This window comes from Pseudogemmobacter humi, from assembly GCF_900609055.1.
GTDB classification, from domain to species: domain Bacteria; phylum Pseudomonadota; class Alphaproteobacteria; order Rhodobacterales; family Rhodobacteraceae; genus Pseudogemmobacter; species Pseudogemmobacter humi.
Genome location: NZ_UXAW01000104.1, coordinates 1 through 19707 on the forward strand (window position 1 = coordinate 1; position 19707 = coordinate 19707).

At 68.4% G+C, this 19707-nt stretch carries 18 protein-coding genes and 1 pseudogene; 12 read left to right on the forward strand and 7 right to left on the reverse strand.

Annotated features, from left to right (window positions below; all coding sequences use genetic code 11):
* Window positions 1-1847: pseudogene (locus XINFAN_RS21855) on the forward strand (translation initiation factor 2); the annotation flags it as partial.
* Between the two features lie 73 nt (window positions 1848-1920).
* On the opposite strand, the gene cobT reads toward XINFAN_RS21855, so the two are convergent.
* The gene (gene cobT, locus XINFAN_RS18275; protein ID WP_124088302.1) at window positions 1921-2952 is read right to left on the reverse strand and encodes a nicotinate-nucleotide--dimethylbenzimidazole phosphoribosyltransferase; all 1032 of its coding nucleotides are present in this window, start codon (window positions 2950-2952) and stop codon (window positions 1921-1923) included.
* Window positions 2953-3040: 88 nt separating this feature from the next.
* Here cobT and cobS point away from each other — a divergent pair, with 88 nt between their 5' ends.
* The 3 genes from cobS (at window position 3041) to XINFAN_RS18290 (ending at window position 4754) form a co-directional block, all read left to right on the forward strand.
* Window positions 3041-3778 carry an adenosylcobinamide-GDP ribazoletransferase gene (gene cobS, locus XINFAN_RS18280; protein ID WP_124088303.1) on the forward strand — a complete coding sequence of 246 codons (738 nt, stop codon included), beginning with the start codon at window positions 3041-3043 and terminating at the stop codon, window positions 3776-3778.
* Window positions 3779-3845: 67 nt separating this feature from the next.
* Complete coding sequence (gene nusB / locus XINFAN_RS18285; protein ID WP_124088304.1) at window positions 3846-4310, forward strand: transcription antitermination factor NusB; 465 nt, start codon at window positions 3846-3848, stop codon at window positions 4308-4310.
* Window positions 4311-4346: 36 nt separating this feature from the next.
* A complete protein-coding gene (locus XINFAN_RS18290; RefSeq protein ID WP_124088305.1) occupies window positions 4347-4754 on the forward strand; it encodes an META domain-containing protein in 408 nt (135 codons plus the stop codon).
* On the opposite strand, the gene XINFAN_RS18295 is transcribed toward XINFAN_RS18290, so the two are convergent.
* Both XINFAN_RS18295 and XINFAN_RS18300 read right to left on the reverse strand, forming a co-directional pair.
* Window positions 4702-5730, reverse strand: a complete 1029-nt coding sequence (locus tag XINFAN_RS18295; protein WP_124088306.1) for an alpha/beta fold hydrolase — start codon at window positions 5728-5730, stop codon at window positions 4702-4704. The two genes, XINFAN_RS18290 and XINFAN_RS18295, sit on opposite strands and share 53 nt — an antisense overlap.
* A 20-nt stretch (window positions 5731-5750) precedes the next feature.
* The gene (locus XINFAN_RS18300) at window positions 5751-6038 is read right to left on the reverse strand and encodes an SCP2 sterol-binding domain-containing protein (protein WP_124088307.1); all 288 of its coding nucleotides are present in this window, start codon (window positions 6036-6038) and stop codon (window positions 5751-5753) included.
* 65 nt (window positions 6039-6103) lie between these two features.
* Between XINFAN_RS18300 and XINFAN_RS18305 the strand changes: the two genes are divergently transcribed.
* The 5 genes from XINFAN_RS18305 to XINFAN_RS18325 all read left to right on the forward strand — a co-directional run bounded on the left by XINFAN_RS18305 (window position 6104) and on the right by XINFAN_RS18325 (window position 11103).
* Entirely contained in the window at window positions 6104-6664 is a 561-nt protein-coding gene (locus XINFAN_RS18305) for a tetratricopeptide repeat protein (RefSeq protein WP_124088308.1), read from the forward strand.
* A gap of 3 nt (window positions 6665-6667) precedes the next feature.
* Window positions 6668-9571 (forward strand): helicase-related protein, encoded by a 2904-nt coding sequence (locus XINFAN_RS18310; RefSeq protein ID WP_233352355.1) that lies wholly within the window; start codon window positions 6668-6670, stop codon window positions 9569-9571.
* A 3-nt stretch (window positions 9572-9574) separates the two neighbouring features.
* Complete coding sequence (locus XINFAN_RS22440; RefSeq protein ID WP_124088309.1) at window positions 9575-9925, forward strand: RNA-binding S4 domain-containing protein; 351 nt, start codon at window positions 9575-9577, stop codon at window positions 9923-9925.
* A gap of 52 nt (window positions 9926-9977) precedes the next feature.
* On the forward strand, window positions 9978-10316 hold the full coding sequence (gene fdxA / locus XINFAN_RS18320) for a ferredoxin FdxA (RefSeq protein WP_124088310.1): 339 nt from the start codon (window positions 9978-9980) through the stop codon (window positions 10314-10316).
* A gap of 277 nt (window positions 10317-10593) precedes the next feature.
* On the forward strand, window positions 10594-11103 hold the full coding sequence (locus XINFAN_RS18325) for a CarD family transcriptional regulator (RefSeq protein ID WP_124088311.1): 510 nt from the start codon (window positions 10594-10596) through the stop codon (window positions 11101-11103).
* A gap of 179 nt (window positions 11104-11282) precedes the next feature.
* On the opposite strand, the gene XINFAN_RS18330 is transcribed toward XINFAN_RS18325, so the two are convergent.
* Complete coding sequence (locus XINFAN_RS18330; protein WP_124088317.1) at window positions 11283-11879, reverse strand: riboflavin synthase; 597 nt, start codon at window positions 11877-11879, stop codon at window positions 11283-11285.
* A 151-nt stretch (window positions 11880-12030) separates the two neighbouring features.
* On the opposite strand from XINFAN_RS18330, the gene XINFAN_RS18335 reads away from it, so the two are divergent.
* From XINFAN_RS18335 to XINFAN_RS18345, 3 genes are all read left to right on the forward strand, one after another.
* Window positions 12031-13320, forward strand: coding sequence for a capsule polysaccharide biogenesis protein (locus XINFAN_RS18335; protein ID WP_124088312.1), 1290 nt, complete (start codon window positions 12031-12033; stop codon window positions 13318-13320).
* 91 nt (window positions 13321-13411) lie between these two features.
* Window positions 13412-14551 (forward strand): polysaccharide biosynthesis/export family protein, encoded by a 1140-nt coding sequence (locus XINFAN_RS18340; protein WP_124088313.1) that lies wholly within the window; start codon window positions 13412-13414, stop codon window positions 14549-14551.
* 7 nt (window positions 14552-14558) lie between these two features.
* Window positions 14559-16613: a capsule polysaccharide biogenesis protein gene (locus tag XINFAN_RS18345; RefSeq protein ID WP_233352359.1), complete on the forward strand. Its 2055-nt coding sequence runs from the start codon at window positions 14559-14561 to the stop codon at window positions 16611-16613.
* Here the strand turns inward: XINFAN_RS18345 and XINFAN_RS18350 are convergent.
* The 3 genes from XINFAN_RS18350 to ppk2 all read right to left on the reverse strand — a co-directional run bounded on the left by XINFAN_RS18350 (window position 16572) and on the right by ppk2 (window position 19624).
* Window positions 16572-17951 (reverse strand): MATE family efflux transporter, encoded by a 1380-nt coding sequence (locus XINFAN_RS18350; protein ID WP_124088314.1) that lies wholly within the window; start codon window positions 17949-17951, stop codon window positions 16572-16574. The two genes, XINFAN_RS18345 and XINFAN_RS18350, sit on opposite strands and share 42 nt — an antisense overlap.
* A 127-nt stretch (window positions 17952-18078) precedes the next feature.
* Window positions 18079-18684, reverse strand: a complete 606-nt coding sequence (locus tag XINFAN_RS18355) for an SAM-dependent methyltransferase (RefSeq protein ID WP_124088315.1) — start codon at window positions 18682-18684, stop codon at window positions 18079-18081.
* Between the two features lie 61 nt (window positions 18685-18745).
* On the reverse strand, window positions 18746-19624 hold the full coding sequence (gene ppk2 / locus XINFAN_RS18360; RefSeq protein ID WP_233352360.1) for a polyphosphate kinase 2: 879 nt from the start codon (window positions 19622-19624) through the stop codon (window positions 18746-18748).
* Window positions 19625-19707 lie beyond the last annotated feature (83 nt).

The window sequence follows — 19707 nt, forward strand, 5'->3', positions numbered from 1 at the left end:
CCTATGGCCGCAGCCGCGCCGGTGAAGGCCCGGCGCCCGCCGTGCCTCCGCTGGCCGCCGGGACTCGCGCCCGGCCGGATGCCGCAACGCTGGCCCGCGCGCCGCGCGCGGCGGCAGCGCCGCTGTCCGCCCCCCCGGCTGCCACCCGGCCCGCCGCTGCCGCCCCCGCAGCAGCCTCTGCCGCGGCCATGGCCAAAGGCATGGCGAAAGGGCTTGGCGGTCTTGTCACCGCGCCCTCGATCCCCGGCACCCGCAAGGCTCGCGCGAAACCCGCGACCGCACCGGCGGCAGCCGCCACCGCCGAGGCCGCGCGCAGCCTCTCCGCCGGTCCGTTCGGGGCCAGACCCGCGCGCGGCAAGCCGCGCTATCTGGGGCTGATCCTGACCGCCATCCTGCTGCTCTGCCTTGCGCTGGTCGCGGCCTGGTCGTCGTTCTTCCTCGCCTCGGGCGGCGATCCGCAGCAGACCGAACAGGTGCAGACCGCCGAGACGGGTGCTGTGACCGGCGGCACCGAAGGCATCGACGACGAGATGCTCGCCGATGGTCAGGCCGCCGGCGCGATGGCCGGTGACGCCGCGCCTGTGGAACGGGCCGCGACCGCGCCGGACGGCACCGCGGTCGACAGCGAAAGCCCGGCGCCGGTCGCGCTGCTCGGGGCCGAGGACGAGATTTTCCTGTCCGCCGCCGATGCGCCGCCCCCGGCCTTCGACGCCCTGTCGCTGCCCGCGCCCGGGACGGCCGCCGAGGCGCCGCCAGGCGAGCCGATGCCGCCGCCGCCCTACGGCACGGTCTACCGCTACGATGAGAACGGACTTCTGATACCAACCGTCGAGGGGATACCGACCCCGGACGGTTTTATGCTTTATGAGGGCAAGCCGCCGAAAGTGCCGCCCGCCCGCAGCGCCGTGGCCGAAGCCGCGGCTGCCGCAGCAAGCGCCCCGGCAGCAGAACCGGCCGTCGCAACGACCGAGCCCGCACCGGCACCGGCACCGGCGGAAGCTGCGGCAGAGGCCGGAACCACAGGCCCCGGCAATCCCTCGCTGGTCGAGGCCACGCCGGTCGATGAAACCCCTGCCCCCGCTCCGGCCGCCGCCGGGCCCGAGGCCCAGCCAGATCCCGAACTGGCCGACCGCCGCCCGCGCGCACGGCCCGAGGGCCTCGTGCCCGACGAAGACGCCGCGCTCGACGCCCCCGAGGCGACGGCGGCGGAGTTCGCCAGCCTGCGCCCGCGTGCGCGCCCCTCCAGCGTCGAGACCGCCGCCGAAACCGCGCGAACCGAAACCGCCGCCGCCTCGCTGGCCCGCGAAGAGGTCGTGATCGAGCTCGCTTCCGCCGCCGCCCCATCCGCCGGGCTGAGCGCGGAAGAGGCCGCCAATCCCTCTGTGCTGACCATCTCGCGCCGCCCCGCCGCGCGGCCGAAGGATTTCAGCCGCGCGGTCGAGGCCGCGGTCGCCGCCGCCGTGCGCGCGCCCGACCCCGCCCCGGCGCCCGAGGCCGCTCCGGCCCCGAAAAGCGCCGCCAGGGCGCCCGAGGCCAAACCCGACGAAGCGGATGAGATCGACGAGCCCGAAGTGGCATCAAGCCCGGCGCCGAAGATCCCCACCAAGGCCAGCGTCGCCAAGCAGGCCACCTTCTCAAAGGCGATCAACCTGTCGAAAATCAATCTGATCGGGGTTTACGGCACCCAGTCGAACCGCCATGCGCTGGTGCGGCTGGCGAACGGCAAATACCGCAAGGTCTCGGTCGGCGACAAGATCGACGGCGGCCAGGTCCAGGCGATCACCGCGAATGAAGTCCGCTATCAGAAAGGCGGCCGCCTGCTGGCGCTGACCATGCCCAAGGGCTGAGGCCTTCGCCCGGGAACGAAAAAGGGGCCGGTTTTCCGGCCCCTTTTCCATTTCTCCATGACCTTCGCCCGGCTCAGCCGCCGCTGACGCCGGCCTCGGCGAAGGTGGCCATCCCGGCGTGGCAGGCCACCGCCGCGCGGATCAGTCCGAGCGCCACCCCTGCCCCCGAACCCTCGCCGAGGCGCAGGTTCAGCGACAGGAGCGGCTCCTTGTTCAGCGCGGCAAGCAGCCGGCCATGCGCGCCCTCGGCGCTCAGATGCGCGGCCATGCAGTGGTCCAGCGCCCCGGGCCGCGCGCGCTCCAGCACGCCCGCCGCCGCGCAGGCGATGAAACCATCGAGCAGCACCGGCACACGCTCGATCCGCGCGCGCAGGATCGCGCCGGTCATCGCCGCCACCTCGCGCCCGCCGAGGCGGCGCAGCGCCTCGAACGGATCGGCGAGATGGCCGTCATGGCAGTGCAGCGCCAGCGCGACCGCCGCCTCTTTGCGCGCAAGGCCCGCGTCATCAAGCCCGGTGCCGCGCCCGCACCAGCCCGCGCTGCCGCCCTGCGCCCCGAACAAAGCCGCCGCCAGCGCCGCCGCCGAGGTGGTGTTGGCGATCCCCATCTCGCCCGCAACAAACAGATCGAGGCCGGGCGTCACCGCCTCCCATCCGGCGGCCAGCGCGGCCAGCAATTCCTCTTCGCTCATCGCCGGGCCGGTGCAGAAATCGGCGGTCGGGCGGTCGAGCTGCAACGAGACCACGCCCAGATCGGCGCCGAAACATTGCGCGAGCTGGTTGATCGCCGCGCCGCCACGGCGGAAGTTTTCCACCATCTGCACCGTCACCTCGGCGGGAAAGGCCGAGACGCCGCGCGCGGCCACGCCATGATTGCCGGCGAAGACCACGATCTTCAGCCGTTCCGCCACCGGCACCGCCCGGCCCTGCCAGGCGGCAAGCCAGCGCACCACCTCTTCCAGCCGGCCAAGCGCGCCGGGCGGTTTGGTCAGCACCGCATCCCGGGCGCATGCGGCGGCGGTGGCGCCATCGTCCGGGGCCGGAAGCACGGACATCAGGGCCTTGTATCCGGCAAGCGAGGCAGGTGCGGCAAGGGTCACGGACATCTCCTGGAAATCGCGCGGGCGATTGATCCCGCCCCGGCCCCGCGTTACCCCATGCGAACCCTCCGTTCCAGCCGGAAAGGCCCGCGCGATGCCCCCGATCCAGCGCCTCACCGGCGATCTTCTGTCCGCCTTCTCGCTGCTGACGCGGCTTCCCATGCCCGCGCATGACCACAGCGGCGCGGCGAGTGCCTGGGCCTGGCCCGTGGTGGGGCTGGCGGTCGGCGGGGTGGGCGCGCTGACGGTCTGGCTGGGGGGGCTTGCAGAGCTGCCGCCCGGGCCGCTGGCCGCGCTGGCGCTGGCGGCGATGGCGATGGCGACCGGCGGGCTGCACGAGGACGGGCTCGCCGATACCGCGGACGGGCTGTTCGGCGGGCGCGACCGCGAGCGGCGGCTCGCGATCATGAAAGACAGCCATATCGGCAGTTTCGGCACGCTGGCGCTGGTGCTGGTCACGCTGGCGGCCTGGTCGGCGCTGACCGGGCTGATCGCCTCGGGGCGCGCGGTTCCGGCGCTGATGGCGGCCGCCGCGCTGTCTCGCGCGCCGATGGCGGCGATCATGGCGGCGCTGCCGCCCGCGCGCGCCTCGGGCCTTTCGGCCGCCTCGGGCCGGCCCCCGGCCCCGGCCGCGCTGGCCGCGGTGCTGATCGGCGCGGCGCTTTGCCTCGGGCTGAGCGGAACCGGCGGCCTTGCTGCGATCCTGGCGACGGCGCTGCTTTGCGCGGCACTGGCGCGGGCGGCGCAAAACCGGATCGGCGGCCAGACCGGCGACATCCTCGGCGCCAGCCAGCAGCTTGCTTTCGCCGCGTCGCTTGCGCTTCTCGGCTGACCTCTGGCCTTGCGCCCGGGCGCGCTTTCGCGCAAATGGGCCGGATCAAAGAAATCGGATTCCGGGCATGACCTCGCGCGATGAAAAACGCCAGATGAAATCGGCCGCACGGCTTTACGCGGTGCAGGCGCTGTTCCAGATGGAGGTCTCGGGCCAGACGGTGAAAGCCGTCACCCGCGAGTTCGTGAATTTCCGCTTCGGCGCCAGCTATGAAGAGGGCGAATTCGCCGAGGGCGACCCGGATCTGTTCCGCAACCTGGTCGAACATGCGGTGAACTGGCAGGCTCTGATCGATCAGATGACCGACCGCGCTCTGGTCGCCAAATGGCCGATCGACCGCATCGACCCGGTGATCCGCGCCCTTTTCCGCGCCGCGGGGGCGGAACTGACGCAGATGGACACGCCGCCCAAGGTGGTGATCAACGAATTCGTCGACATCGCCCGCGCCTTCTTCCCCGAGGGCCGCGAGTCCGGTTTCGTCAATGCCGTGCTCGACCATATGGCGCGCGAGGCGAAGCCCGGGGCGTTCTGACCTATACTGGGGGGAGAATCACCATCGGAGGCCCCCATGCGCAAACTGCTTGTCCTTCTCGCCCTGATCCCCGGCGCCGCGCTTGCGGACGAGACCATCGCCTCGGGCGAATGGCAGCTTCTCGCGCTTGATGGCCAGCGGGTGAATTATGAGGCCAGCTTCGCCATCGACGCCGCGGGAAGCGTCTCGGGCAAGGCGCCCTGCAATAACTGGTTCGGACAGAATCAGGCCAGCCTGCCCGCGCTCGGCCTGGGCACACTCGGCTCCACGCGGATGTATTGCGACCGGATGGCCGAGGAAGAGCGCTTCCTGAGCACCCTTGGCGTGATGACCTCGGCCGAACGCATCGGCGAGAACCTGGTGCTGCGCGGCGCCGGGCGCTCGATGGAGTTCAGCCGCGATCCCGGATCGAAAGCGTCCATCTGCGTGAGCTGCGGCGACTGACGGCGGGCTCTGCCTCCGGCTCCGGCCGGCCGGCCTGTTCGGTGAACAGCTTATGCGCGCTGTCGAAAAAGCGGGTGCGGATCTCGGGGCGCTCCATCGGCACCTCATGGCGGGCGCCGGTGTAGATCTCCAGCCGCCCGGCCTGCCAGCCTGCCATCCGGCGGTGGATCGGATCGGGGCGGACGATGTTCTCCTGGCTGCCGAGCGCGACGATGGCGGGCAGCGCGGGGGCCGGGCCGCGCATCTGCACCGCGCATTCGCGCAAGGCCGAGCGCAGCCAGCCGAGCGACGGCCCGCCAAGGCGCAGGCCCGGCTCGGCCTCGACATGGCTGCGCAGATAATCCCACATGGCCAGATCGCCGGTAAGCTGGTTGCCTTCGAACCCCGAGGTCAGAACGTAGCTCTTGCCCGAGGTGGTGGGCGCGTAGCCCCGGTCCTGCGGCAGCGACAAAGGCAGCAGCCGCATCGCATCGGCGAGCGGGCGGTGCCAGAGCGGCACCCGGATCCCCCACATCGGCGCCGAGAACACCGCCGCCCGGAACGGCAGCTGCCGGTTGATCGCCCGCAGAGCGATCAGCCCGCCCATCGAATGGGACAAGAGCATCCAGGGCGCGCGCAATCCGCGGCCCGCGCCCTCGTGGCGCAGAAAGGCCAGAACCGCGTCCAGATCGTGCTGGTAATCGCCGAAATGTGCCACATGGCCCAGCATCGGATCGTCGAGCGGGCGATCCGCGAGGCCCTGTCCGCGCCAGTCGATGGTGATCACCGACCAGCCGCGCGACAGCAACTCCCGCGCCGCACGGCCGTATTTCTCGACATATTCGGTGCGCCCGGGCAGCAGCGCCACGGTGCCAAGCGCACCGCCGGACCAGTAGCCCGCGCGGATCCGCACCCCGTCGACCGTCCGCAGCCAGACCGCCCGTCCCCCCTCGGGGCCATCGGCGAGGCTGTCGAAAAACGGGGCGGGCTCGCTCACGGGGGGTCAGGCTCGGGGGGTTACGACAAGGCAGACCCCAGTTTCATCGCCATACCCATCGATCCGTCAACCGAAAGTTTGCCGGTCATGAAGGCCATGGTCGGATTCATCTCGCCTTCCAGGATGGCCTGGAAGGTCTCGGCGCTGGCGGTCAGCGTCACGTCGGCCTCTTCATCGCCCGCCCGCACGCCGGCCGGATCGAGCATGATCGCGCCCTCGCCCTTGATCACGAATTTTGCCACGCCGTCGAAACCGCCGGACAGTTTCGCCGCCAGTTTGCCGACCGCCTTGTCGATGATCACACTCATCGCATCTCCCTTTCGTTACATCGGAACCGCTGGCGTTCCGCCACGGATCCGCTACGATCCGAACTATGAAAGCCCGGACCCGGTTTCACAATCATGTCGTTGCGGCACTTCTGCCGCTGCTTCTTGTCACCGCCGCCGCGGCGCAGGATGCGCAGAAGCTCGACGACCTCTACGGCAGGCTGAAAGACGCCGACCCCGGCGCCGCCTCGCGGATCGAGTCCGAGATTTTCATCGAATCGGCGAAATCCGGCTCGGCGGCGATCGACCTCTTGCTGCAACGCGGCTCGGATGCGCTGCAATCGGGCCATACCGAAGCCGCCATCGATCATCTGACCGCCGCGGTCGATCACGCACCCGGCTTTACCGAGGCCCGCGCCACCCGCGCGGTTGCCTATTACGGCGCGGGCGAGGTCGGGCCGGCCATGGCGGATCTCGCGCAGGTGCTGAAGGACGAGCCGCGCCATTTCGTGGCCTGGTCGGTGCTGGGCGCCATTCTTGAGGAAACCGAAATGCCGGGCCGCGCGTTGGAAGCCTACCGCACCGCCGCCGCCCTTCATCCGCATATCCCCGAGGTCAACGACGCCATCGCCCGGCTGGAAAAGAAACTCGAGGGCCAGGAACTCTGATCAATGGATGCCCGCCCCGGGGGTGAACGCGGCCGCGTGACGGCGGTGCTCGGCCCGACCAATACCGGCAAGACCCATCACGCCATCGAGCGGATGCTGACCCATCGCACCGGGGTGATCGGCCTGCCGCTGCGGCTGCTCGCGCGTGAGGTCTACGACCGGGTGATCGCCAAAGTGGGCCCGTCGCGGGTGGCGCTGGTCACCGGCGAGGAGCGTATCGTCCCCGAGCGCGCGCAATACTGGGTCGCCACCACCGAGGCGATGCCCCTGGAGATCGGCGCCGATTTCGTCTGCGTGGATGAGATCCAGCTTTGCTCGGACCCCGAGCGCGGCCATGTCTTCACCCACCGCCTGCTGCATGCCCGCGGCCTTGTCGAGACGCTGTTTCTGGGTTCCGACACGATGCGCGGCGCCATCGCCGGGCTGGTGGCGAACCACAGCTACGTCAAACGCGACCGTTTCTCGACCCTTACCTGGGCAGGTTCGAAAAAGATAAGCCGGATGCCCGAAAGATCGGCCATTGTCGGCTTTTCGGTTGAAAATGTCTATGCCATCGCCGAACTGATCCGCCGCCAGAAGGGCGGCTGCGCGGTGGTGATGGGCGCGCTTTCGCCCCGCACCCGCAACGCCCAGGTCGAGCTCTATCAGAACGGCGACGTGGATTACCTGGTGGCGACCGACGCCATCGGCATGGGGCTGAACCTCGACATCAGACATGTCGCCTTCTCCTCGACCTCGAAATTCGACGGGCGGCGGATGCGCGCGCTTCTGCCGCAGGAGATCGCCCAGATCGCCGGACGCGCCGGACGCCATACCGAGAACGGCACCTTCGGCGTGACCGGCGAGGCGAAGCCGTTCTCTTCCGAACTGATCGACCAGATCGAGGCACATAAATTCGCCCCGGTGAAAAAGCTGATGTGGCGCAACGCCGATCTGGATTTTTCATCGGCCGGGCATCTGATCCGCTCGCTGGAACTGCCAACTTACAACGAATGGCTGTCGCGGGCGCGCGATGCCGACGATGTGGTGGCGCTCAAGGCGCTGTCCTCGCTGCCCGAGGTGCAGGACAAGCTGACCAACCCGCGGCGGGTGATGCTCTTGTGGGATGTCTGCCGCATCCCCGATTTCCGCGGCATTTCCGAAACCGACCACACCACGCTGCTGGCGCGGATCTTCGATTTCCTCGTCGGGCGGGGCCTGGGGGGCGGGCGCATCCCCTCGGACTGGCTGGCGAAGGCGGTGGCGCGGATCGACCGCACCGATGGCGACATCGACCAGATCTCGCGCCGCCTCGCCCATATCCGCACCTGGACCTACGTCGCGCAGCGCAAGAACTGGGTCGATGACGAATCCCATTGGCGCGGCGAGACCCGCGCGGTAGAAGACCGCCTGTCCGATGCGCTGCACCAGCGCCTGACGCAACGCTTTGTCGACCGGCGCACATCCGTGCTGCTGCGCCGGTTGAAACAGAAGGAGGACCTCGTGGCAGAGGTGAATGACAAGGGCGAAGTGACCATCGAGGGCCAGTTCACCGGCCGTCTCGAAGGGTTCCGCTTCCAACAGGACGCCGCGGCTTCCCCGGACGAGGGCAAGACGTTGCGACAGGCCGCGATCCAGGCGCTGAGGCCTGAATTCAGCCTGCGCGCCGACAGGTTCTACAACGCGCCCGACACCGAGATGGATTTCACCGAGCAGGGCGGCCTGATGTGGGGCAGCTTTGCGATCGGCAAGCTGGTCAAGGGCGCCGATCCGCTGAAACCCGCGGTGGAGCCCTTCGTCGACGAGGAAGCCGGCGAGGACGTGACCGAGAAGGTCCGCCGCCGGTTGCAGCACTTCATCGACCGCAAGGTGGCCGCGCTTTACGAGCCGCTGCTGGCCATGGGCCGCGACGAGACGCTGACGGGGCTTGCCCGCGGTTTCGCCTTCCGCCTGAGCGAGGCGCTCGGCGTGATCCCGCGCGAGCAGGTGGCGAACGAGGTCAAGGAACTCGACCAGGAGGCGCGCGGCGCCCTGCGCAAGCACGGCGTGCGCTTCGGCCAGTATACCGTGTTCCTGCCCGCGCTTCTGAAACCCGCGCCGACCCGGCTGCGGCTGGTGCTGTGGTCGTTGTGGAACGGGCTTGCCGAATTCCCCGAAAGCCCGCCGCCCGGGCTGGTGACCATCCCCAACATCACCGAAGTGCCGAAAGAGCATTACGCCCTGTCGGGCTACCGCCCGGCGGGCAGCCGCGCGATCCGCATCGACATGCTGGAGCGTCTGGCCGACATCCTGCGCCAGAAGGACAGCCGCGTTGGCTTCGAGGCGACGCCCGACATGCTGTCGATCACCGGCATGACGCTGGAGCAGTTCTCCGACCTGATGGGCGGCCTCGGCTATAAGGGCGAAAAGGGCGAGCGCGAGAAGGTGAAAGCCGCCGCGCCCGCCGTGGCGCCCGAAGAGGACGTGGCCGCCGCGCTTGAGGCTGCCGCAGCTTCGGGCCAGCCGATCCCGGAAGAGGTTTCGCTGCTTGCTCCCGCGCCGGAGCCGGAACCCGCCGCGGAAACCACGGAAGACGCGACCGGGGGCGAGACGCCCGCGCCCGAGATGGAAGTGTTCTACACTTTCACCTGGGCTCCGAAGCCGCGCTTCCAGCGCCCCGAGCGAGGCCCGCGTCCCGAGCGCAGTGAGGGCGCCCCGCGCCGCGACCGCCCGCAAGGCGAGCGCCGCGAGCAGCCCCAGGGCGAAAAGGGCGAGAAGAAGGACTTCGGCAACCGTGACCGCGGCGGCAAACCCGCCGGCCGGCACGGCAAGCCCGAGCGCCGCAACGAAGGGCCGAAGAATTTCGAGGCCCGCCCGCCGCGCAAGGAAAAGCCGATCGACCCCGACAATCCCTTCGCCGCGCTGATGGCGCTGAAGGGCAAGGTCTGAACCTTGGCGAAAACCGGAGGCGGCAGATCGCAGCCGGAGCGGGGGGAGAGCCCCCCGTCCGGCTCTGCCCCCCGGATCCGTCTCGACAAATGGCTCTGGCAGGCGCGGTTTTTCAGATCGCGCAGCCTGGCGGCCGAAATGGTCGAATCCGGCCATGTCCGCGTCAACGGCCAGCCGGTGGCGAAACCCTCGCGCGAGGTGGGGCCGGGCGATGTGCTGACCTTCCCCCAGGGAAGAAATATCAGACTGATCCGCATTGCCGGAACGGGCGTTCGCCGTGGCCCCGCAACCGAGGCACAGACGCTCTTCATTGATCTCGACGCCCCGGCTGCGACACCGCCAAGCCTTGAATGATCCTTCCCGCTGGCTTAACTGACGGCTCAAAGATCGCTTTCCGGGCATACCCATGACCTATGTCGTCACCGACAACTGCATCGCCTGCAAATACACCGATTGCGTCGAAGTCTGCCCGGTGGACTGCTTCTACGAAGGCGTGAACACACTGGTCATCCATCCCGACGAATGTATCGACTGCGGCGTCTGCGAACCGGAATGCCCCGCCGACGCGATCCGGCCCGACACCGAGCCGGACATGGAGGAATGGGTGGCCTTCAACCGCAAATATGCCGAGGTCTGGCCGGTGATCACCGAAAAGCGCGACCCGCTGCCGGGCTATGAGGATCGCGACGGCGAGCCGAACAAGCTGGAGAAGTATTTCTCGCCCGAGCCCGGCCAGGGCAGCTGACCGGGGCATCGCGGACATCGCCGCGCAGGCCGGAGAATATTCCTGTCGCTGCCGCCCCGGCGGCGGGATCACCCCCTGCGCGCGGCAGTTGGATTCGCGGTGATTCTGTGTTATACATCGGTCATAAACCAGCATAGACGCCTGATTCTCTGCCTCAGGACTGCTCGCCTGAGACAGCTGTTCTTGTGACAAACCCCACCCTTTCGCCGAAGGCATTGCCTTCGGAGGGTGGCGTTCGTCGGATCAATGGCAGGGGTCTGACCGAGGAAGCGCCTGAATGACCAAGTCGAAGAAGCCAGAGTTTCGTCCGAACGAGTTCGTTGTTTACCCTGCACACGGCGTTGGCAAGATCATTTCCATCGAAGAGCAGGAGATCGCCGGCTTCAAGCTGGAGCTGTTCGTCATCACCTTCGAGAAGGACAAGATGACGCTGCGCGTGCCCACCCACAAGGCGACCGAGATCGGGATGCGCCCGCTTTCGGCCCCCGATGTGGTGACCAAAGCGCTGGAAACCCTGAAGGGCAAGGCCCGCGTCAAACGCGCCATGTGGTCGCGCCGCGCCCAGGAATACGAACAGAAGATCAATTCCGGCGATCTGATGGCGATCGCCGAAGTGGTCCGCGACCTGCACCGCACCGACGACCAGCGCGAGCAAAGCTATTCCGAGCGCCAGCTTTACGAAGCCGCGCTGGAACGGCTGACCCGCGAAGTCGCCGCCGTCTCGGGTGTCGACGAGGCCGGTGCGCAGAAGAAGGTGGACGAGGTTCTGCTGTCGCGCGCAGCCTGATCTTCCCCGTCGGAAACAGCAACGGCGGCCCTGGTGGCCGCCGTTTTCCATTTCGCGCGCGCCGAAATCTTCAAAGATTTCGGTCCGGTTCCTTCAAAGGAACCGGAGCCGGGCGCCACGTCAGCCCCAGAGTCAAAAATCTTTGAAGATTTTTGCAAATTCCTTTGAAGGAATTTGGCTCAGTCCCATTCCCGCAGCCGCGCGACATAGCGCGCCATCGTATCGACCTCCAGGTTCACCCGGTCGCCGACCGCCACGCCCCCCCAGGTGGTCACCTTCTGCGTATGCGGGATGAAATTCACCCCGAAGTCGCGGCCCTCGACCTCGTTCACCGTCAGCGAGGTGCCGTTCAGCGCCACCGAGCCCTTCTGCGCGATGAACCGCGCCAGCGCCTCGGGGGCGCGGAAGGTCACGCGCAGGCTGTCGCCCTCGGGCGCGATCCCGACCACCTCGGCCACCCCGTCGACATGGCCCGAGACGATATGGCCGCCGAGTTCGTCCCCCACCTTCAGCGCGCGCTCCAGATTCAGCTTCCTGCCGACCGTCCAGCCGGCGAGATTGGTCTTCGAGACGGTCTCGGCGCTGATCTCGACATCGAACCAGTCGCGCGCGCCGCTGCCCTTCTCGACCACGGTCAGGCAGACGCCCTCACAGGCGATCGAGGCGCCGATCTCGATCCCCGCCGCCGGGTATGAGCTGGCGATCCGGGCGCGCAGATCGCCGCGCTGCTCCAGTTCGACGATCTCGCCCATATCCGTCACGATTCCGGTGAACATCGCCTGCGTCCTTCCGCTCATTTTCTTTCAACGCCTTTTGGTCTATCCCCGGGATCACGCCCGAGGCAAGCCCCGTCACCGCCGCAATTTCGCCGCAGCGCAACGTCAGGCTGGTCTCTCGGGGGCGCGTCAGGGAGAGCACGGCCGGATCATGCGTCTTTCGGGTGAAGGTAAGCGGTTTTTGCTGTTGCAGGGTCCGCATGGCCCGTTCTTCTCGCGCCTCGGCCGGATGCTGAGCCGTTCGGGGGCCGAGGTCTGGCGCGCGGGCTTCAACCGCGGCGACCGCGCCTTCTGGCATGACCGGGCCAGCTATATCCCGTTCCGCGGCCAGCCCGCCGACTGGCCCGACAGCTTCCGTGCCATCGTCACGGAAAAGCGGATCACCGATCTGGTGCTTTACGGCGACACACGGCCCGTCCATGCCCGCGCCGTCACCATCGCCCGCGAGATGGGCCTGACCATCCATGTCTTCGAGGAAGGCTATCTGCGGCCGCATTGGGTGACCTATGAGCGCGGCGGCTCGAACGGCCATTCGCGGCTGATGGAGACCTCCGTCGCCGAGATGCGCGAGGCGCTGGCGAAGACCGACATGGACCTGCCCGAGGCCCCCGCCCGCTGGGGCGACATGCGCCAGCACATGTTCTGGGGCGCGCTCTATCACTGGTTCGTCTGGGCCGGGTTCTGGGATTACCGCAACTTCCGCCCGCATCGCGCCCTGACGGTGCGGCAGGAATTCATGCTCTACCTCAAACGCCTCGCGCTGTTGCCGTTCCACGCCGCCGAGCGCCGGCTCGCCACCTGGCGCATCCGCTACGGCGGCTTCCCCTACCACCTCGTGCTTTTGCAACTGGAGCACGACGCCAGCTTCCGCGACCATTCGCCGTTTTCCACCATGAGCGAATTTCTGGCCCTCGTCGTCGAGGGTTTCGCCGCCGGCGCCGCGCCGCATCATCACCTCGTGTTCAAGGCCCATCCGCTGGAGGACGGGCGCGTCGCGGTGAAAAGCACGATCCGCCGCCTCGCGCAGCAGTTCGGGGTTGATCGCCGGGTGCATTTCGTGCGCGGCGGCAAGCTGGCGGCGCTGATGAACCACGCGCGCTCGGCGGTGACGGTGAATTCCACCGCCGGGCAGCAGGCGCTCTGGCGCGGTTTGCCGCTGCGCGCCTTCGGCCGGGCGGTCTATTCCAAGCCGGAATTCGTCTCGTCGCAGCCCGCCGCGCAGTTTTTCGCCGAGGGAAAACGCCCCGACACCCGCGCTTACCGCGATTATCGGCACTACCTGCTTGAGACCAGCCAGGTGGCCGGCGGCTTCTACTCCTCGCGGGGGCGGCGCGAATTGCTACGACAGGTAGTGGATATGCTGCTCTCAAGCCAGGATCCTTACGACGCGCTGGTCAGCGGCAACGCGGCACCACGGCAACAGTTGCGGCTGGTGACCTGAGCGCAAAAAACACGCAGTCTTTCAATTTCCATCGGGATTCCGTATCGTTGCAGGCAAAACTTGAGGCAAATCCGCCAAAGGAGCCCGAGCAGTGAACCGTTACACCACAAGGGGGGCGCAAGCCCTCGCCTTGCTTGCCGTCGTGTCGTTGACCGCAGGCTGCGGCCTGCCGCGCCCGGGGCCGAACAAGAAAGAGATCTTCGCGGGCTCGGTCCTGCAGGAAGGCGACGCCTTCATCGTGACCGTCAATCCAAGGGTGACGCGGGCCACCGCGGTGATGCCCTCCTTCGGCTTCTCGGACAGTTTCCGCAAGGCCGGGGTGATGGGATCGGACACCATCTCAAACGGCGATATCCTCAGCATCACCGTTTATGAAAACGTCCGCGACGACCCGCTTCTGGGCAATACCGGCCAGCGCGTCTCGCAGCTGACCGAGGTCCAGGTCGACGGCCAGGGCTATGTCTTCATCCCCTATGCCGGCCGGATCAAGGCCGCCGGCAACACGGTCGAGGGGCTGCGCAGCGCGATCAGCCGCAAGCTCGACGCTCAGACCCCCGATCCGCAGGTGCAGGTCGCGCGCGTCGCGGGCGACGGCTCGACGGTGACGATCAACGGCTCGGTGGCGACGCCGGGCGTCTTCCCGATCGAACAGCCGACCCGGACGCTGGCGGCGATGCTGGCGCGGGCGGGCGGCGTGGCGATCAACCCGGCGAAGGCGCTGGTGCGGGTGACGCGCGGTAACCACACCGGCAAGATCTGGCTGAAGGATCTGTGGGCCAATCCGCAGATGGACATCGCGCTGCGCCCGGGCGACCGCATCGTCATCGAAGAGGACGAGCGCAAGTTCACCGCGCTCGGCGCGATGGGGGCGCAGACCGTGGTGCCGTTCGAGACCGAGACGCTTTCCGCGATCGAGGCGATTGCCACCGTCGGCGGGCTTCAGACCGCGGCGGCCGATCCGACCGGCGTCTTCGTGTTCCGCAACGAACCCGCCGCCATCGCCAATGCGGTCCTTGGCCGCAAGGACCTGCAAGGCGACCAGCGCATGGTCTATGTGCTGGATCTGACTGCGCCGACCGGCATGTTCGAGGCGCGCGATTTCCTCGTGCGCGACGGCGACACCGTCTATGTGACCGAGGCGCCCTATGTGCAGTGGCAGAAGACCCTTTCCGTGCTGACCGGCTCGGCTGGCGCCGCGGCCAGCCTGAACTCGGCCGCCGGCGGCAGCTGAGCCGGCTTTGGCCGTCGAGCGTGATCCGAAACCCGAGGCCGCCGCGGAGATCCCGCGGCGGCTTTGCCATCAGAACCTGTCCTTCCTGCGCGACCGGCGGCTGAAGCGGATGCTTTCGCTGGCGGGCCATGAGATGCGCTTCGGCCTGCCGCGCGCGGGGGACGGCGTGGCGGTCTGGGGCGCCAGCCCCACCGCCTGGCGCGGTGAGCGGCTGGCCGGGGCGCGAAGCCTGCCGCTGGTGCGGCTGGAGGATGCCTTCCTCCGCTCGATCCGGCCGGGGCGGATGGGGGACGCACCGCTCGGCCTGCTGATCGACCCTTACGGCGTGCATTTCGACCCGGCGCGGGAATCGCTCACCGAACGGATCCTGTCCCGCGATCCTTTGGACAATTCGAACCTTCTGGCCCGGGCGAAGGACGGAATCTCCCGTCTGCGCCACCTCGACCTGTCGAAATACAACCTGCACGATCCATCGCTGCCCCCGCCGCCGCCGGGTTACGTTCTGGTGGTGGACCAGACCCTGGGCGATGCTTCGGTCCGGGCCTCGGGCGGGGATCAGGCCCTGTTCGACGAGATGCTGGAGGCCGCGCGCGCCGACTGGCCCGGCACCCCGGTGGTGATCAAGACCCATCCCGAAACCGCCCATGGCCTGCGCCCCGGCCATTACGGCCCCCGCCACGCGGGGCCGGGCGTCACGCTGCTGGACGCGCCCGTCTCGCCCTGGGCGCTGCTGGAAGGCGCGGTGGCGGTCTATACCGTATCCTCGCAACTCGGGTTCGAGGCGATCCTCGCCGGGCACCGGCCCCGGGTCTGGGGCCAGCCGTTCTATGCCGGCTGGGGCCTGACCGGGGACCGCACGCCGCCGCCCCGCCGCACCCGCAGCCTGACCCGCGCGCAGATCTTCGCCGGCGCGATGATCCTGGCGCCTGTCTGGTATGATCCCTGCCGCGACCGGCTGTGCAGCTTCGAGGAAGCGCTCGACCAGTTGGAGGCCGAAACCCGCGCCTTCCGCCAGGACCGCCACGGCCACAGCGCCATGGGGATGCGGTTGTGGAAACGCAGCCGGCTCCAGGCCTTCTTCGGTGATGAAAAGCCTTTGCGCTTCATCGACACCCCGGAGCAGGCGAAGGGCAGCCTGCTGATCTGGGCGGGGAAAGAACCTGCGGATCTCGCCCGCCCGGCGCTGCGGGTCGAGGACGGCTTCCTGCGCTCGCGCGGGCTTGGCGCCGAACTGGTGCCGCCGCTGTCGCTGGTGGCGGACGATCTCGGGATCTACTACGATCCCACCCGCCCGTCGCGGCTGGAGGCGCTGATCCTTTCCCCGCTACCCCCCGGCGGTCGGGTGCGGGCGGAACGGCTGATCGGGCGGCTGCGCGAGGCGAACCTGACGAAATACAACCTGGAAGGGGTGCTTTCATCGCTTCCAGCGCGCGAAGACCACCACAATTCCTACATTCTGGTGCCGGGCCAGGTCGAGGACGACGCCTCGATCCTGAAAGGCGCTGGCGCGTTGCGGACCAACCTCGACCTCTTGCGCGCCGCGCGTGAGGCGAGCCCGGAAGCGGCGATCTTCTACAAACCGCATCCCGATGTGGAGGCCGGTCTGCGGCCCGGCGCGCTCGCCGAGGCGGATGCGCTGCGTTATGCCGACATGATCCTGACCGACGCCCCGATGGCCGCGGTGCTGGGTCAGGTGGACGAGGTCTGGACCCTGACCTCGCTGACCGGCTTCGAGGCACTGATCCGCGGCAAGCGCGTCACCACCCTCGGCGCCCCGTTTTACGCCGGATGGGGGCTGACGCGGGACCTGGGCGAAATCCCGCCCCGAAGGCTCAGGCGCGAGGACGGCAGCCTGCAACCGCGCCCGGATCTCGCGCATCTGGTCCATGCCGCGCTGATCGCCTATCCGCGCTACTGGGATCCGGTCTCGCGCCGCCCCTGCCCGCCCGAGGTCGCGCTGGACCGGCTGGCCAGCGGCACGATCCCGCATCCGGGGCGGCTGAACCGGCTGGTCTCGAAACTACAGGGCCGGTTCGCGGGCTATGCCCGGTTTTGGCGCTAGCATCCAGAACCGCGCCATCAGGCTGACCCCGGCGGCCACCAGCCCGATCACAAGGCCAAGCCACAGCCCGACCCCGCCGTAGCCCATGGGAAAGGCCAGCAGATAGCCCGAGGGGATGCCGATCACCCAATAGCTGATCGCGGCCAGCCACATCGGCACTTTCGTGTCGCGGATGCCGCGCAAAAGCCCAAGCGCCATCACCTGCATCGCATCGGCAAGCTGGAACAGCGCGGCCAGCGCAAGCAGCGTCACTCCGAAGGCGAGGATCGCCGCCGAAGCCGGCTTTGCCGGGTCCAGAAACAGCCCGACAATGGCGCCCGGCACGGTCAGGAAGACCACGATCACCACCACCGCCACGCAAAACGACAGGCCGAGCGCGACGAAACTCGCGTCGCGCAGCCCTCGCGCATCGCCGAGGCCCGCGAATTCCGCCACCCGGATCGTCGCGGCATTCGACAGGCCGACATGGATCATGAACGCCAGCGCCGTGACTTCCAGCGCGATGCCATGGGCCGCAAGCTCTCCGGCGCCGATCCAGCCCATCATGATCGCGCTGGCCTCGAACAGCCCGCTCTCCGCCAGCCCCGTCAGCCCGATCGGCAGGCCGAGCCGCCAGACCTCGCGCAGCGCGGGCCAGTCCGGGCGCCAGAAGCGGCGGAACAGTTCCAAGGGCCTCAGCGCGGGCAGGAAGGCGGCGTAAAGCGCCAGCAGAAGCAGCGAAAACACCTGCACCACCAGGGTGGCGACTCCGGCTCCGGCCACCCCCATCTCGGGCGCACCGCCATTGCCGAAGATCAGGAACCAGTTCATCGCGATATTGACGCCGACCGCCGCCACCGTGACCCAGAGCACGACCTGGGTGCGTTCCAGCGCGGCAAGCCAGCCTTGCAGCACCGCCACCGCCAGCGCGGGCGCCATGCCGAGGCCCGCGATGCGCAGATAGGTCTGCGCCTCGGCGGCGACCTCGGGCTTCTGGTGCAGCGCCAGCAGGATGGGGCCTGAGAACCAGAACAGGGGGTAGATGAGCAGGCCATAGCCGATGGAGAGCCACAGCCCCATCCGCGCGCAACGGCGCATCCCGGCCTGATCGCCGCGCACACGGGCACCGGCCGCGAGAGGCATCACCCCGCGGGAAAACCCCGACCCCAGCACGAAGACGATGAGGAAACTGGACGCCGCGATCACCAGGGCAGCCAGCGGGATCACCCCATACCAGCCCACCATGACGGTGTTGACCACATGCAGCAACATCTGCGCCAGCGACGAGCCCGCCAGCGGCAGGCCAAGCGCGAGCGTGGCGCGCAGATGGGCGGAGAGTGAGGGCGAGGCTCGGGTCATCCCCTGCCTCTATCCGCTGCCCGTTTTCTGAGCAAGCGGCAGCGACATGCGGCAGGGTCGCCCAAAAATCTTTAAAGATTTTTGCAAATTTCTTTGAAGAAATTTGCGCGGGCCGCGCGCGCGGGTGTCAGCCCTGCCCGGGCCGCCGCGCCACGAAATCGATCAGCGCCGAGCGCCCCTGATGGGCGCTGCCCGCGCTTTGCCCGGCATCATAGCGCTCCAGCAGCAGGATCTCCCAGCCGGGAAAATCCGCCGTCAGCCCCTCGGGCGTATACATCTGATCGGCGCGGTCGGGCCCGCCGGTGCCGTATGCCAGCTGATCGGGGTGATAGCCATGCAACAGCACGAGGCCGCCGGGCACCACCGACCGCGCGATCCCGGCATGGATCCGGCGCATCAGCGCGGGCGGGGCGAACTGGATGAACAGGCCGAGGATCGCATCGAACGGCTCGGACCAGTCCTGGTCCTCGATCGCCGACTGACGGAAATCGACCGCCGCACCCCGCATTCCGGCCAGACGCCGCGCCTTTTCCAGCGCCGGGGCGCTTTGCTCCATCGCCGAGACCCGGTGGCGGCCCTGCGCCGCCAGCCAGACCGAATTTCGCCCCTCGCCATCGGCGAGGAACATAACCCGCGCGCCCTCGGGGATCAGATCCGCCACGCGGGGCAGAAATGCCGCCGGTTCGGTGCCATAGCGATAGTCCACGCCGCTGAACGCCTTGTCCCAGTCCATGCCGCATCCCTTCTGATCCGGCCCCAGAAAAGGCCGGATCGTGCCGAAGAGCAAGGGGGCCTCAGCCCAGCCGCACCGCCGGATGGGTCGCGGCCGAGAGGATATGCCCCGCGCCGCGCAGCACCTGGGCGGCGTTGCCGACGATCAGCGGATCGGGCTGGCCCACCACGGCGTGATCCTTGCCGGGGTAATCCAGCGAGGCGAGGAAATGCTTCATGCAGTTCAGCCGGGCGCGTTTCTTGTCGTTCGATTTCACGATGATCCAGGGCGCGTCGGCGGTGTCGGTATAGAAGAACATCGCCTCTTTCGCCTCGGTGTAATCATCCCATTTGTCGAGCGACGCCTTGTCGATCGGCGAGAGCTTCCACATCTTCAGCGGATCGGTCTCGCGCGCCTTGAACCGGCGCAGCTGCTCGTCGCGGGTGACCGAGAACCAGTATTTGTAAAGCCGGATCCCCGAGCGGGTGATCATCCGCTCCAGTTCCGGCGCCTCGCGCATGAATTCCAGATATTCCGAGGGCGAGCAGAAGCCCATCACCCGCTCCACCCCGGCGCGGTTATACCATGAGCGGTCGAAGAACACGATCTCGCCCGCCGTGGGCAGATGCTGGACATAGCGCTGGAAGAACCACTCGCCCTTCTCCTTGTCCGAGGGTTTGGTCAGCGCCACCACGCGGGCATAACGCGGGTTCAGATGCTCCATGAAGCGCTTGATCGTGCCGCCCTTGCCGGCGGCGTCGCGCCCTTCCATGATCAGCACGAATTTCTGCCCGGTCTCCTGGGCCCAGATCTGCACCTTCAGCAGTTCGGCCTGAAGCAGGGCCTTCTCGCGCTCATAGGCGAGGCGGCCGAGCGGGCGACCATAGGGATAGCGGCCGCTCTCGAAGGCCTCGCGGATCTCGTCGGCGCCCACGGCGGGGAAATGGCGCGGCGCGCTCAGCCCGTCGCCGTCGGGATCATCGAAGGGCGCCGGGGAGGCCACTCCGGGCACAAGGGCAGCGGGGGCGGCGGAGACAACGGGGG

What these genes read in the sequence shown, in the direction of transcription:
- cobT (WP_124088302.1), bottom strand. Translation starts at nt 2,952, where the DNA reads ATGTCCGTGACCCTTGCCGCACCTGCCTCGCTTGCCGGATACAAGGCC.
- cobS (WP_124088303.1), top strand. Translation starts at nt 3,041, where the DNA reads ATGCCCCCGATCCAGCGCCTCACCGGCGATCTTCTGTCCGCCTTCTCG.
- nusB (WP_124088304.1), top strand. Translation starts at nt 3,846, where the DNA reads ATGACCTCGCGCGATGAAAAACGCCAGATGAAATCGGCCGCACGGCTT.
- XINFAN_RS18290 (WP_124088305.1), top strand. Translation starts at nt 4,347, where the DNA reads ATGCGCAAACTGCTTGTCCTTCTCGCCCTGATCCCCGGCGCCGCGCTT.
- XINFAN_RS18300 (WP_124088307.1), bottom strand. Translation starts at nt 6,038, where the DNA reads ATGAGTGTGATCATCGACAAGGCGGTCGGCAAACTGGCGGCGAAACTG.
- XINFAN_RS18305 (WP_124088308.1), top strand. Translation starts at nt 6,104, where the DNA reads ATGAAAGCCCGGACCCGGTTTCACAATCATGTCGTTGCGGCACTTCTG.
- XINFAN_RS18310 (WP_233352355.1), top strand. Translation starts at nt 6,668, where the DNA reads ATGGATGCCCGCCCCGGGGGTGAACGCGGCCGCGTGACGGCGGTGCTC.
- fdxA (WP_124088310.1), top strand. Translation starts at nt 9,978, where the DNA reads ATGACCTATGTCGTCACCGACAACTGCATCGCCTGCAAATACACCGAT.
- XINFAN_RS18325 (WP_124088311.1), top strand. Translation starts at nt 10,594, where the DNA reads ATGACCAAGTCGAAGAAGCCAGAGTTTCGTCCGAACGAGTTCGTTGTT.
- XINFAN_RS18330 (WP_124088317.1), bottom strand. Translation starts at nt 11,879, where the DNA reads ATGTTCACCGGAATCGTGACGGATATGGGCGAGATCGTCGAACTGGAG.
- XINFAN_RS18335 (WP_124088312.1), top strand. Translation starts at nt 12,031, where the DNA reads ATGCGTCTTTCGGGTGAAGGTAAGCGGTTTTTGCTGTTGCAGGGTCCG.
- XINFAN_RS18350 (WP_124088314.1), bottom strand. Translation starts at nt 17,951, where the DNA reads ATGACCCGAGCCTCGCCCTCACTCTCCGCCCATCTGCGCGCCACGCTC.
- XINFAN_RS18355 (WP_124088315.1), bottom strand. Translation starts at nt 18,684, where the DNA reads ATGGACTGGGACAAGGCGTTCAGCGGCGTGGACTATCGCTATGGCACC.